The following is a 12,698-nucleotide window of genomic DNA, read 5'->3' on the forward strand; positions in this document are numbered from 1 at the left end:
GTCAGGCTTCCCAGCGAAAGAGGCTCGCCGCCGCGACCGGCGCGGCGACTGCCCAGAGAGCAAGCGTGGGCCACGCCCACGTGGCCACCGATGCACCCTCGATGAGTGAGCCGGTGATCACCTCGGTCAGTGGGGCCGCCGGGAACAAGCGCGCCACGGCCGCCACCCCTGACGGCAGTTCATCGAGGGGCACCACCATTCCGCCCGTGAGCAGCAGCACCAGGTAGAGCCCGTTGGCCCCGGCCAGGGTGGCCAGGCCGGGCAGTGTGCCGGCCATGAGCAGCCCGAGGCCACCGAACGCGGCCGTACCCAGCAGGGCCCCGGCGACTGCAGGCAGCCATCCACTCCCGGGTGGCGACCAGCCGATGAGCACCGCGACGGCGATGAGGACCACCCACTGGATCACCTCGGTGACGAGCACACTCGCGATCTTGGCGGCCACCCACCGGCCACGACCCAGCGGCGAGGCGCCGAGGCGCTTCAGCACGCCGTACTGCCGCTCGAAGCCGGTGCCGATCCCCAGAGACACCATGGCGGTCGACATGACCGCCAATGCCAGCACCGCAGGAGCCAGGTAGTCGACCGGCTCGTCGGTTCCCGTGGGTAGCACGTCGACGCTCGAGAAGAACAGGAGCACCAGCAGTGGGATGCCGAGGCTGACGAGCAGCTGCTCACCCTGTCGCGACGAGAGCGCCAACTCGGTGCGGAGCTGGCCTGCGAACGCCTTCACCGTCGCTTCCCCCGTACACGACCGGTGCCCCTGACGTCCGGGCGTTCGGTAAGCCTGCGGAACACGTCCTCCAGGCGTTGCCGACCCGCGCGCAGGTCGGCGAGGGGCTGGTCCTGTTCGGCGAGCCAGTTGGTGACCGCGGCCACGACCTCGGGGCTCGGCACCGCTTGCACCCGGTACTCGCCTGGCGCGACCTCGGTGACGGCGGCGCCGACGGCGTCACTCATTGAGGCGGTGTCGAGACCACGCGCCGCCCCGAAAAGCAGGTCCTCGCCGGTGGCGGCACCCATCAGCTCCGAGGGTGTGCCGTTGGCGACCAGGCGACCATGGTCGATGATCAGGACCCGGTCAGCGAGTTGTTCCGCCTCGGCCAGGTCGTGGGTGCTCAGCACGATGGTGGTGCCGGCACCGCAAAGGTCGTGGATCAGCCCCCGGATCAGGTCGCGACCCTGCAGGTCGACGCCGGCGGTGGGCTCGTCGAGGAACAACAACTCGGGTCTGCCCACCAGGGCGAGCGCCAGCGACAGGCGTTGCTGCTCGCCGCCGGACAGCCGCCGGTACGGCGTGCGGGCACGCTCTGTCAGCCCGACCATGTCGAGCAGCTCGCCGGGTGCGACCGGGTCCGCGAAGAACGACGCGTACTGGGCCAGCACCTCATGTGGTCGGATGGCGGTCTGGATGCCGCCGTCTTGGAGCATGAGCCCGACCCGGTCTGCCAGCCGTCGCTGATCGCGGGCTGGGTCGAACCCCAGGACCGTCGCCGTGCCCCCCTGGCGCGCGAGGTAGCCCTCGAGGTGCTCGATGGTGCTGGTCTTGCCGGCCCCGTTGGGCCCGAGCAGCACGGTGGTCTCACCACGAGCCGCGGTGAAGGAGATCCCGTCCACCGCCGTGACCGACCCCCGTTCGATTACGAGTCCGTCGACTGCGACGGCTGGGGTGCTCGGATCCACGCAGAGAAGATACCCGGAGGCCCGCTCGCATCGACCAACCGACCGGGCGAATGGATGGCGCCGGCGCGGCACGCGATCGCTACCGTGGCGCCATGCTCGATGTGCGAACGATCCGCGCCGATGTCGACGCCGTGCGGGCCGCGGTGGCCCGCCGTGGTGACGACACGTCCCCGGTCGACCGGGCTGCCGAGCTGGACTCGGAGATCAGGGAGCTGACCACCCGGCGCGATTCCTTGCGTGCCGAGGTGCGAGCGATTTCCAACGAGGTCGGCCAACTGTTCCGTGACAAGCGCCAGGACGAGGCCAAGGAGCTCCAGGAAGCCTCGAAGGCACTCGGCCAGGAGGAGAAGGAATTCGACGCCCGCGCGGCGGAGCTCGAGTCGGAACTCCGCGCGATCATGCTCCGGATTCCCAACGAGCCCGCGCCCGACTGCCCCGACGGGGACTCGGAAGCCGACAACGTCGTGACGCGGGTCGAGCAGTACCTGCCCGACTCCTACGCGGAGCACCAGCGGGTTCCCCATTGGGAGGTCGCCGAGCAGCTCGGCATCCTCGATGTGGAGCGGGCGGTGAAGCTGTCCGGGTCGATGTTCGTCATGTACCGCGGTCAGGGTGCCGCCCTGGTGCGGGCCCTGTGCCAGCTGGCCCTTGACCGCAACGTGGATCTCTACGAGGAGATCAGGCCGCCCACCCTCGTGCGCACCGACACGATGGTGGCCACCGGCCACTTGCCGAAGTTCGTCGACGAGGCGTACCACATCGAGCGTGACGACCTGTGGGCCATCCCCACCGCGGAGGTGCCACTCACCTCGTTGGGCCGCGACGAGATTGCCGAGGAAGCCGAGCTGCCGCTGCGCATGTGCGCGCACACGTCGTGCTTCCGCCGCGAGGCCGGTTCGGCCGGCAAGGACACGCGGGGGCTGCTGCGGGTTCACGAGTTCGACAAGGTCGAGCTCCTGGCCTACTGCACGCCCGACCAGGCCGAGGACCTGCATGCCGAGATCCTCCAGCGTGCCGAGTCGCTGATTGCAGATCTGGGCCTGGCCTACCGGATCCTGGACCTGTGTGCGGGTGACATCGGAGCATCGGCGCGGCGCACGTTCGACATCGAGGTCTATGCGCCGGGTGTCGACAACTGGCTCGAGGTGTCGTCGGTGTCATGGTTCGGTGACTACCAGGCGCGGCGCGCCAACCTGCGCTACCGCCCTGATGGTGGCAAGGGCACGGAGGTCATGCACACGCTCAACGGGTCAGCCCTTGCGGTGCCGCGCGTGTGGGCTGCGATCGTGGAGACGTGGCGGCGACCCGACGGCACCGTGGAGATTCCGGATCCGCTGCGGCCCTACATGCGTGGAGCCGAAGCGATCGGCTGACCCCCGCTGAGGCGGTCGCTTCAGGTGCCCAGTCCCGCGACCGCGGCGCCGACTGCGCCGATCGTGGTTGCAGCGACGTAGGCGCCGCAGCGCAGGGGCGACTTCCCTGCGAGGGCGACCACCTCGACCGCGAATGTCGAGAACGTGGTCAGGGCCCCGAGCGCCGCGATGCCGACGATGGTCGACCAGGACTGCGGTGCCTGTGCCACCACGACGCCTGCTGCCAGCGATCCGACGGTGTTGACCGCGAGGGTGCCCCATGGCCAGTCGGGTTGGTTGAGCCAGGAGATCACCGAGCTGCGCAGGAGGGCGAAGGCACCAGCGGCGACCACGAAGCCCGCTGCCGCGATCACGGCGTCGATCCCCAGCGCTGAACGCCCAGTGAACGTCCCGCGAGTGCTGCGCCCACACCGATCAACAGGTTGGCTGCCAGCCACGCACCGGCGGCCAGCCAGGCTCCCGCACGGATGTCGGTCGCGCTCTGCAGGGCAAGGCTCGACCAGGTCGTGAGCGTGCCGGCGAGGCCGGCACCCAACATGTGTTGGACCGGGCCCAACCGTGGCGGCAGTTGCGACACCAACCCGAGCAGGAGGCACCCGGCGACGTTGACGGCCAGCAGTACCTCGTCGATGGCTGAGTCGCCGAACAGACGTATGGCCGCCCAACGGATGACTGCCCCGACGACGGCACCGAGCGAGACGACTGCGGCTTGTCGGGGATCCCACTGGTCGAGCACCGGATGAGCCTACGGCGCGTGGTTGACTTGGGGGCGTGGCAGAGTCATACCCGGACCTCAACGAGCGGTTTGACTACGAGTGGGGCACGCTCGCGGACGGAGAGCTCGACAGTGATCCGATCGTGGCCCTCGGTGACTGGCTCCACCATGCTGCGAGCAGCGACGTTCATGACTTCAACGCGATGGTGCTCGCAACTGTGGATGCAGAGGGCCGGCCGTCCTCGCGCAATGTGCTCCTGCGCGGCGTCGAGAACGGCCGACTCCAGTTCTTCACCAACCGCTCGAGCCGCAAGGGCCTCGACATCGAGGCGAACCCGAGGGTCAGCCTGCTGTTCAGCTGGCTTCCGGTTCACCGACAGCTGCGCGTTGACGGAACTGCAGTGAAGCTGAGTGATGCCACTAGCGACGAGTACTTCGACAGCCGGCCCCGCGACAGTCGCATCGCCGCCTGGGCGAGCGCGCAGTCCGAGGTGCTCGCATCGCGTGACGCGCTGGATGCCGCGATGCTCGACCAGGTCGCCCGCTTCGGAGACGGCCCGATCCCCAGGCCCGACTTCTGGGGCGGCTACGCGGTGGTGCCGACGATCGTCGAGTTCTGGCAGGGCCGCCCCAGCCGCCTGCACGACCGGATCCGTTACCACCGCGACGCGCCCGATGCCCCGTGGGTCATCGAGCGCCTCGCTCCGTAGTCAGCCGATCTCGAGTTCCGCCACCTCGTCGGGGCCCGTGCGGTACTGACCGCCCACGGGCAGGACCAGGTCGCCTCCTGGTGCGTGCACCTGCACCCCGCCGAGCAGGGCCACGTCCATGGAGTCCCACGGGGAAGCGGCCTCGACCTGGCGCCGGGCCTCGGTGAGAGCGGCCGCGGCAATGGCCATGGTGAGTTCCACGATGCTCCCTGGCGCTTCGTCGGCTCCTTGCTCGACCAGCGAGCGCAGCATCGCGGCCTCGTTGTCCTCATGTGCCGCAGGCTGCGCCCCCGCATCGGCCCAGCCGGCCAGCAGGGCAGCGGCCGCGCCGCACGTGGCGCTAGCCCGGCGCTGGCCCGGCCTGACGAACAGGCCGGCCTCGGGCTCCACGCCGATGTGAGCCAGGCAGATCACCAGCAGCTTCCCTCGGTCGACCTCGGTGGGCACGTGTGCGAGGCAGGCGCCCCACCCGGTGCGGCCGAGGGTGGGGATGCCGCCGAGCCCGCCGAGCGAGAAGGGTGCTCCCCAACGTCGGGCCACGGCTCCCGAGAGGTGCTGCGTGAGTTCGTCGCGGCAGATCGACACAGCGGCGAGCGTGGCATCAGGGGTGAAGCCGAAGGGGTCGAGCGCGCTCTGCACGGCGCTGAGGTAGTCGTCGAGTGGGAGCGAGTCGGTCAGTTCGGCGGGAAGGTCAGTGGTGGTCACGCCGGGATTCTACGGGTGCTCCGCGCCCGCCTTCTCACCACTGCCAGCCGTCTCGTCCGCCTGCGTCCCAGCCGTGCCGGCCGTCTCGTCCGCCTGCGTCCCGGCTATCCGGCTTCGGTGGCGGCGCAGGATGACCGAGATGGCGACCGCTCCGCCGATGATCACCAGTGCCGCCAGCGCCAGCCGGGCCGCGCCGAGGTCTTCTGCCCAACGCTGCAGGGCGCTTTGGATGTCGCGCACCCAGTCGACGACTGCCGAGGATCCGGTGCCGTTGAGCTCCTGGACCTCCACCCACGCGTAGTAGGCCACGAACAGGCCCGCGAGGATGAGCAGCACTCCCGAGATCGTGTGCATGTGGGGCAGAAGCTTGCGGAACCTGGCCACCAGCCCCTGCTTGGCAAGGGCCACGGCGATCGTGAGAACGGCCAGCGTGGCGCCCATTCCGAGCCCGTAGGCGACGAACGTGCTCACCCCACCGAGGAAGCTCGACTCGGTGAGGGTGGTGGAGGTGACGGCGATGAACACGCCGATCGTGCAACTCAGCGACGCGATCGCGTACGACACGCCGTAGAGGAACATGGAGGAAAGCTGCCGGCGGCGTTCCGAGAGCTGGAGCTTGGGGAGGTTGATGACCGGCTCGAACCCGCGCAGCATCGCGATGCCGAGCCCCACGAGCACCACTCCGATCGCCATCGTGAAGTAGGGCAGACGACCGCCGAGCCAGCTCGACACAGAGGACCAGATGATTCCCATGACGCCGAACACGACGACGAAGCCGAGCGTCACCGCCGCGCTCACCGCCAGAGCCCTGGTGACGGGGTTGGGTCGTTCGGCACCGGGTTCGCCGCTGCCGGCGTCGCCCGCGGTGTCCAGCCCGAGGAAGTAGCTCAGGTAGGCCGGCAGCAGCGCGAAGCCGCAAGGGTTGACCGTCGCGACAGCGCCCGCGATGAACGCAAGGGTCAGCGCACTGGTGTTCACGTGAGGCCGCCGTCCTCGAGCGCTTCGCGCAGTTCCTCTGCGCTCATCTGGCCGTTGTGGGTGTCGATCACAATGCCGTCAGCGCTCACGAGCACAGTCCGGGGCAGGCTGATCCCACCGAAGGCCCCCAGCACCTCGGCACGCGGATCGCGTGCATTCGGGTAGGTCACGCCGGTCTGCTCGACCATGTCGAGCCCGGCCTGCTCGGTGTCGGTGACGTCGACGCCGAGAAAGGCCACGGCGCCGTCCAGCTCGGAATGGACCGACTCGAAGTCGGGCATCTCGGCCAGGCAAGGAGCGCACGTGGATGACCAGAAGTTGACCACCAGGGGTGTGCCGCCGTAGTCGGCGATGCTCCCTTCTCCGCCGCCGAGTATCTCGAAGGTCACATCCGGCGCGGGCTCGCCGACCTCGAAGCTGCCACTGGACCCCTCGTCGGACTCTATGGCGTCGGTGACGTCGACGGCGTTGCTGTCGTCCTCGGATCCGAACACCTTGAGGATCACGAGGGTGGCGAAGATGGCGATGGCCAGTGACACCGCGGTGAGGGCGGCGAGGGACAGCGGGTCCAGCTTCGGGCGGCGCGAGCCGGGCTCTTCGGAATCGGGGGTACGTGGAGGGCCCAAGGCCCTCCACGGTACCCATGGGGTCCCCAGCGGTCAGGTCGAGCAGGCGCCTGGTGGCACCGTCGTTGCTGTCCGCCGGCCCTCTGGGCGGCCCCACCCCCGGGGGAAAGGGGCGGGGCCGCCGGGCAGTCGGGACCAGATCAGTGGCCGGCTGCTCAGGCCACCGGAGCGGCCACGAGCCGACGGTACGGGGCCGGCACCTCGACCTCAGGCAGGGTGTCCTGGGGTCTCGGGACCTTCGGGGGCCGGCCCCTGCGCCGCTTCGACAACACGATCTTGCCGGCGACGAACAGGTGGCCACCCCACACTCCGTACTGTTCGCGCCGCCCGACGGCGGCGTCCAAGCAGGTGGCGCGGACCTCGCATGACAGGCACACGAGCTTCGCCCGGGCGACGTCGTCGAGGTCGTCGGAGAAGAACGCACCGGTGGCAAGGTCGCGGCAGGCCGCAGCGTCCTCCCAGCCGGTGGGGAGTTCGGCTGTGGGGTCGGTGCCCGGCTGTGCGGGTGCGATGGTGCTCATGGTCAGTCCTTCTCGTGGGTATGTGGTTGTGAGGGTGTTTGGCGGGCGTGGGCGAAAAACGAAGAAGCCGCCGGGTTTGTCACCCGACGGCTCTGCGGAACTTTGTCTGCACTGTGTGTCAGTGCTGAAGAGCTCCCCGTCGGGTTGGCCGGCCATTCAGGGCCTTTGCGAACTTCGGGTCGATGGAGATGTGCATCATCGTGCCGGTCTCGCAGGCGTAGCTGGCCGCGCCAGTCACCACGTGTCGCCACGTGCGGGCGGAGGTGGTGGTGGGGCTCGTGAACATCGGCTCTACGAAACAGCACCCTGATGGATGCGTCAAGTGATTAACGGCGGATGCTGTGGAATCCGTATGTCAGGCGGTGTGTGGCCTGTAGACCAACCGGCCTTCGGCATCGGTGCTGCGGTCCATCTTCCCGAGCAGCCGCAGGTGCTCCAGGTGGGCGTAGGTCTCCGACTCGGCCATCGGTCCCCAGTTGCGCTCCTCGAACAGCTCGTGGCTGTACGGGCGCACGCCGGCGAGGCCGATTCCGTCGCCGATCGCAATGAGTCGCTCGAGGCGCTCGTCGTGGTGTTCGATGATGTCGGCCACCCGACCGGCGAGGTCCGAGAACGGAAGTCCGTGGGCGGGCAGCACGGTGGTCACATTCGGCAGCGCAGCCACCCGTCCGAGGGCGGTGAAGAAGTCGCTGAGGGCGTCGTCGCTGGGAGTCAGCCCCGAGATGTGCGGGGTGATGGTGGGCAGCACATGGTCACCGGAGAGCAACAACCCACTGGCCGGGTCCCACAGGCAGAGGTGGTCGCCGGTGTGGCCGGGTGTGTGCAGCGCCTGCCATTCGCGCCCGCCTATGGTCATCCATTCGCAGTCGGACACCCTGGTGGTGGGCGCGAGCTGAAGCAGCCCCTTCTTGGACAGGTCGTCCCAGGAGCGCATGAACTCCAGCTCCTCTGCGGGCAGCCTGAATCCGTCCTCGCCGTAGGGGGTCTCCCGCACAGGAAAGTCTGGGATGTCGCCGGTGCCGAACAGCACCGATGCAAACCTGCGGTTGACCGGACCGTCCATGTCGGGGAGTTCGACATCGGCTCCGGCGTCGGCCAGCCCCTCGGTGGCGGGCCCGTCGGTGGCGATCGGGATCTCGGTCAGTTCGAGGTCGACCGGCTGGGGGTCGAACGGTGTGGCGAAGCTGTCATGTGCCACCACATCGCAGTGGTGCTCGGCGCGCAGTCGTCCCGCCCCACCGAAGTGGTCGGGATGCGAGTGAGTCACCAGCACCGTGTGCACCCGCTCCGGTGCGATGCCGACCGAGCCCAACCGTTCCACGAGGGTGGCGTTGGACATCGGGTCGGGCAGGCCCGGGTCGACGAGCGTTACGCCCCTTTCGTCGGGCAGCACGTAGCAGTTCACGTGGCCCAGGCCGGGCAGCATGATCGGGATCTGGATGCGCAGCACGTCGGGTGCCATCTCGTCCACCTGATCGGACGCAGCCAGGCGCTCCTGTCTTTCCACGATTCCCCCCAACCGGCCGGCTCAGCCGGCCTCCGGCGCGCGGAAGACCTTCTCGCGCCAGTACTTCAGCTCCGCCACCGACTCCTTGATGTCGTCCATCGCACGGTGAGCCGACGGTCCCTTGGCCAGCCCGCCCATTTCTTCGGGGTACCAACGCCGGGCCAGTTCCTTGATTGTCGAAACGTCGATGGAGCGGTAGTGAAGGAACTCCTCGATGTCGTTGAGGTGCACGCTGAGGAAGCGGCGATCCATGCCGATCGAGTTGCCGCACAGCGGCACCGTGCGGGGCTGGGAGATGTGTTCGGTGAGGAAGTCGAGCGTGGCCTTGCCGGCCTCCTCGAGGGTGATCTCCGAGGCACGGATCGAGTCGAGCAGCCCGCTCGAGGTGTGCATCTTGGTCACGACCTCGTCCATTCGGGCGAGCGCGTCCTCTGGTTGGTGGATCACGAGGTCGGGGCCTTCGGCGATGATCTCGAGGTCGTCGTCGGTGATGAGGGTGGCAATCTCGACGATGGAGTCCCGGTTGGCATCCAGGCCGGTCATCTCGAGATCCATCCAGGCGAGCATCTGCCAAGGCTACGGCACTGGCGCCGGTAGTCTCGCTGCCGTGTTGGAGATACCCGTCACACGTTCCGAACCCGACCTGGAGCTGCCTGCGCACGCAAAGCCGGGCGACGCCGGGGTCGACCTGCGGTCATCGGAGACCCTCACGATCCGCGCAGGCGGCCACCGGGTGCTCGTGCCCACAGGGCTGTCGATCGCCATCCCGCGCGGCTACGCGGGCTTCGTGCAGCCCCGGAGTGGGTTGGCGCTGAAGCACGGGGTCACCTGTCTCAACACTCCCGGCCTGATCGACTCCGACTACCGGGGCGAGCTGAAGGTGCTGCTGATCAACACCGATCCCGCGGAGGACTTCGAGATCCAGCGCGGTGACCGCATCGCACAGCTGGTCATCCAGGCGGTCGAGCACCCCGAGTTCGTGGAAGTCGAGTCGCTGGACGACACCGAGCGCGGCGCCGGTGGTTTCGGTCACACAGGGATCTGAGGTCACGCGCGGCACCGGTTCACCTACGCTCCGCCGGAGCGACGGAATCGACATCGGGGGACCCATGACCGTTGCGTGGCTGCTGGAGCCGAGGTGATGCTCGAGCCTGAATCCCCCGAGTACGACCCCGAGGGACTGGTGTTCACCGTGGTCGACGCCGAGGGCAACCTCTGGTCGTTCGGCACCTACGCGGGCGAGGACTGACCGGGTCAGCGAACGGCGTCGCCGAGCGGGTGCAGGATGTCGAGATACATCGCTGAAGCCGAGATGGTCACCAGCACCGCGACCACCGCCACGGCCACGGGCGTGAACTTGTTGGGATCGAGCCGCAGGTCGCGCTTGCGGCGGATCCGCGCCCATGCGCTTTCCACGACGATCAGCGCCGCGTGGCCGCCATCCAGTGGCAGCAGCGGCAGCAGGTTGAGCAGCGCCAGTGATGCCGAGAAGATCGCGGCGAGCAGCCAAAGTCGCGATGCGTCGCCCTCCATCAAGCCGTCCGCGATCTGGGCGCCGCCGATGGGCGAGACCAGCCGGTTCTCGGGAACCTCGCCGGACGCCACCGACTTCGCATAGTCGTCGGCTCCGAACACCAGGGTGCCGAGGCCGTCGAGTGTGCCGGTTGCTACCTGGGTGGTGCGACTGACGCCGACGCCCGCAGCCTCGACCGGTCCGGCGTCGGCCTCGACGGCCGCATAGCCGGCGAACAGGGCCACCGCGATCAGGAAGTTCACCGCCACGCCGGCGAGGATCACCAGCATGCGGTTGCGGCGCGACGCGGCGCGGTAGGTGTAGGGCTCGAGGGATGCTTCGACTTCCTCGCGGGGCCCCATTCCGGGGAGCTTCACGTAGCCACCCGCAGGGATCAGCTTCACCCCGTAGCGGAGTCCATTGGAGGCGGTTCGGGCCCATACCGTGGGCCCGAAGCCGATGAAGAACTCGGTGGGCCTCATGCCCACGCGCCGGGCGACGGCGTAGTGGCCGAGTTCGTGCAGGAACACGAGCACGGAGAGGATCCCGATGAAGGCGACGGCTCCGGGTGCCCACTGCCAGATGAGGCCTATCGCGATCGCGAGTCCGCAGGCCCGGAACAGGTTGAACTCGTTCCTCGTGCCTTCGGAGCGGCCGGCGCGTCGCCAGGCCGTGAGGGCGCGCACCGGGGCGGGGTCGTCGCGCAGCACGACGGGGTCGGGATGTCCCTTGTCGCCCTGCTGCTCGACGGGTGGCCGTTCGCCCAGCCGGTCTGTTTCCGTCGCATCGCTCGCCATGTCTCAACAGAGTCTTTCACGGAGTCTCATGCGATGCCAGAACCTGATGGGGGCAGTTGTGACCGCTTTCAGCACTTTACGTGGGCAGCCGCTCACCGGTATTGGCGGTCAGGTGGGGATGTCTGCGACGCGGGCGACCGCGAGGGTGTTCCCGTCGGCCTCCATCTCGTAACGGCACAGGCCGTCACCATCCTCGCGCCAGATCACCAGGCCGACCGGATCCGCCCGCGACGGCTCCCACTCGATTGCCGAGACAGCCGCGTCGAGCACACCCGTGCCCGAGTTGGCGTACAACGTGGGCTCGCCGTGCTCGTCGACCGGTCGCAGCATCGGGTAGTGCGTGTGGCCGAACAGCAGCCAGGGCCACCCATCAGCCGGTGCATCTGCCGCCAACGCAGCGAAGAGAAGCTCCTCATCCAGGCTGTCGAATCGGCGGTTGCCGCCGAAGCGCGGGTCGAGGCTCACCAGCCGGTTGCGTCCCCGCCCATCGAGCAGCCGCTCCACGGCCTCCTCGTCCGCCAGCCCCTCGCCGGCACCGGGGGTGGGCAACTCCTCGAGGCCGAGCCCGAGCCATGTGATGGCCCTTCCGAGTGCGCTGAAGCCCGGGCCGTTCCAGGAGTCGGTGAGGTGTCCGTGCGCCACCACAGCCATCACGTCGGCCGCATCGCTCACGCTGTCAGCATCCCGACCGACTCCGGGGTCAACCAACACAAGACTGTCGACCGGTTCCACGCCGGGAAGGTGCGCCCCCAGCCGCCGGGCGACCTCGTCGTCCGCCAATGCCTCGTCATGGTTGCCGACCGTGCGGTGGTACCTGCCCTCGGCGGCGAACCGATCGCGGATCGTCCGGTAGATCAGTGCGTTGTTGTCGACGATGCGGTCGAGTTGTTCACCGAGCAGCTCCACCTCCAGTGTGCGGTCCAACGGCGACGCGACGCTCCCGGCCATCCGGGCGATGTCGTAGAAGGCACCCCACGTGGTGCCCCCGACCATCCAGAAGTCCTCGACGTCGCCGTTCTCGATCAGGCCCCAGCCGCGGTCCGCATACCGTCCGAGCATGCGCGCGTAGAGGTCCTTGGTGCGTTGCCTGCGCGGCCAGTCGACGCGGCCCGGAATGCAACGGTGGAGATCGGATGTGATGAGCCACCGTTGGCGGCCGTCGATCCGCTTGGTCGACCGGGCGGGCAGTGGGCTCGGCGCGCCGGCCATCACTGCGCGCAAGTGGTCTCCGAACGCGGCGGTGCGCTCGCGGGACAGCGCCGCGGTTCGTCGCGCGGCCACCGCGAGCGTGGGCGCGCTCACCGGTGCGGAGGCGAGCACCCCTGCGGTGCGCGCCAACGCCCAGGCGCTCGCGGCAATGCCCACCCCGCCGTCTTCGGTGCCCGCAGGCGGTACCCGTTCCAGCGAATCCACGGTGTCGGCCGCTGCGCCCACCCGGCCGAGTACAGCCCTCACAGCAGAGCTGACCAGTTGCCTGGCCGGCGGCAACGAGTCGGTCCGTTCATCCGGTTCGCTCAACCGGCCTTCCTTTCACACGATGCGTTGGTTGCCCGTAGCATCGCAGCCACGACGA

Annotated in this window: 15 protein-coding genes; 3 read left to right on the top strand and 12 right to left on the bottom strand. The window is 68.8% G+C overall.

Features of this window, described 5'->3' with window-relative positions:
• Position 1 precedes the first annotated feature (1 nt).
• Positions 2-730: an ABC transporter permease gene (locus GY812_07345; protein MCP4435294.1), complete on the bottom strand. Its 729-nt coding sequence runs from the start codon at positions 728-730 to the stop codon at positions 2-4.
• Positions 727-1,680, bottom strand: a complete 954-nt coding sequence (locus GY812_07350) for an ABC transporter ATP-binding protein (GenBank protein ID MCP4435295.1) — start codon at positions 1,678-1,680, stop codon at positions 727-729. The genes GY812_07345 and GY812_07350 overlap by 4 nt, the downstream gene beginning before the upstream one ends.
• Before the next feature lie 92 nt (positions 1,681-1,772).
• Between GY812_07350 and serS the strand changes: the two genes are divergently transcribed.
• The gene (serS, locus tag GY812_07355) at positions 1,773-3,053 is read left to right on the top strand and encodes a serine--tRNA ligase (GenBank protein ID MCP4435296.1); all 1,281 of its coding nucleotides are present in this window, start codon (positions 1,773-1,775) and stop codon (positions 3,051-3,053) included.
• 20 nt (positions 3,054-3,073) lie between these two features.
• Here serS and GY812_07360 read toward each other — a convergent pair whose 3' ends face one another.
• Positions 3,074-3,406 (bottom strand): hypothetical protein, encoded by a 333-nt coding sequence (locus GY812_07360; protein MCP4435297.1) that lies wholly within the window; start codon positions 3,404-3,406, stop codon positions 3,074-3,076.
• Positions 3,403-3,789 (bottom strand): CrcB family protein, encoded by a 387-nt coding sequence (locus GY812_07365; GenBank protein MCP4435298.1) that lies wholly within the window; start codon positions 3,787-3,789, stop codon positions 3,403-3,405. The genes GY812_07360 and GY812_07365 overlap by 4 nt, the downstream gene beginning before the upstream one ends.
• A gap of 35 nt (positions 3,790-3,824) precedes the next feature.
• Here GY812_07365 and pdxH point away from each other — a divergent pair, with 35 nt between their 5' ends.
• A complete protein-coding gene (gene pdxH / locus GY812_07370) occupies positions 3,825-4,478 on the top strand; it encodes a pyridoxamine 5'-phosphate oxidase (GenBank protein ID MCP4435299.1) in 654 nt (217 codons plus the stop codon).
• On the opposite strand, the gene GY812_07375 is transcribed toward pdxH, so the two are convergent.
• The 6 genes from GY812_07375 to orn all read right to left on the bottom strand — a co-directional run bounded on the left by GY812_07375 (position 4,479) and on the right by orn (position 9,382).
• Positions 4,479-5,183 carry a hypothetical protein gene (locus GY812_07375; protein MCP4435300.1) on the bottom strand — a complete coding sequence of 235 codons (705 nt, stop codon included), beginning with the start codon at positions 5,181-5,183 and terminating at the stop codon, positions 4,479-4,481.
• A 9-nt stretch (positions 5,184-5,192) separates the two neighbouring features.
• Positions 5,193-6,161 carry a cytochrome c biogenesis protein CcdA gene (locus tag GY812_07380; GenBank protein MCP4435301.1) on the bottom strand — a complete coding sequence of 323 codons (969 nt, stop codon included), beginning with the start codon at positions 6,159-6,161 and terminating at the stop codon, positions 5,193-5,195.
• The gene (locus GY812_07385) at positions 6,158-6,787 is read right to left on the bottom strand and encodes a TlpA family protein disulfide reductase (protein ID MCP4435302.1); all 630 of its coding nucleotides are present in this window, start codon (positions 6,785-6,787) and stop codon (positions 6,158-6,160) included. The genes GY812_07380 and GY812_07385 overlap by 4 nt, the downstream gene beginning before the upstream one ends.
• A gap of 155 nt (positions 6,788-6,942) precedes the next feature.
• Positions 6,943-7,308, bottom strand: coding sequence for a WhiB family transcriptional regulator (locus GY812_07390; protein MCP4435303.1), 366 nt, complete (start codon positions 7,306-7,308; stop codon positions 6,943-6,945).
• Positions 7,309-7,663: 355 nt separating this feature from the next.
• Positions 7,664-8,815, bottom strand: coding sequence for an MBL fold metallo-hydrolase (locus tag GY812_07395; GenBank protein ID MCP4435304.1), 1,152 nt, complete (start codon positions 8,813-8,815; stop codon positions 7,664-7,666).
• A gap of 21 nt (positions 8,816-8,836) precedes the next feature.
• Complete coding sequence (gene orn / locus GY812_07400) at positions 8,837-9,382, bottom strand: oligoribonuclease (protein MCP4435305.1); 546 nt, start codon at positions 9,380-9,382, stop codon at positions 8,837-8,839.
• On the opposite strand from orn, the gene dut reads away from it, so the two are divergent.
• Complete coding sequence (dut, locus tag GY812_07405; GenBank protein ID MCP4435306.1) at positions 9,327-9,860, top strand: dUTP diphosphatase; 534 nt, start codon at positions 9,327-9,329, stop codon at positions 9,858-9,860. The genes orn and dut overlap by 56 nt on opposite strands.
• A gap of 209 nt (positions 9,861-10,069) precedes the next feature.
• Here the strand turns inward: dut and GY812_07410 are convergent, their stop codons facing one another.
• Entirely contained in the window at positions 10,070-11,125 is a 1,056-nt protein-coding gene (locus GY812_07410; GenBank protein ID MCP4435307.1) for a site-2 protease family protein, read from the bottom strand.
• Between the two features lie 108 nt (positions 11,126-11,233).
• The gene (locus tag GY812_07415) at positions 11,234-12,643 is read right to left on the bottom strand and encodes a hypothetical protein (protein ID MCP4435308.1); all 1,410 of its coding nucleotides are present in this window, start codon (positions 12,641-12,643) and stop codon (positions 11,234-11,236) included.
• Between the last annotated feature and the right edge of the window lie 55 nt (positions 12,644-12,698).

The sequence above is a fragment of the Actinomycetes bacterium genome, assembly GCA_024222295.1.
GTDB lineage: Bacteria > Actinomycetota > Acidimicrobiia > Acidimicrobiales > Microtrichaceae > JAAEPF01.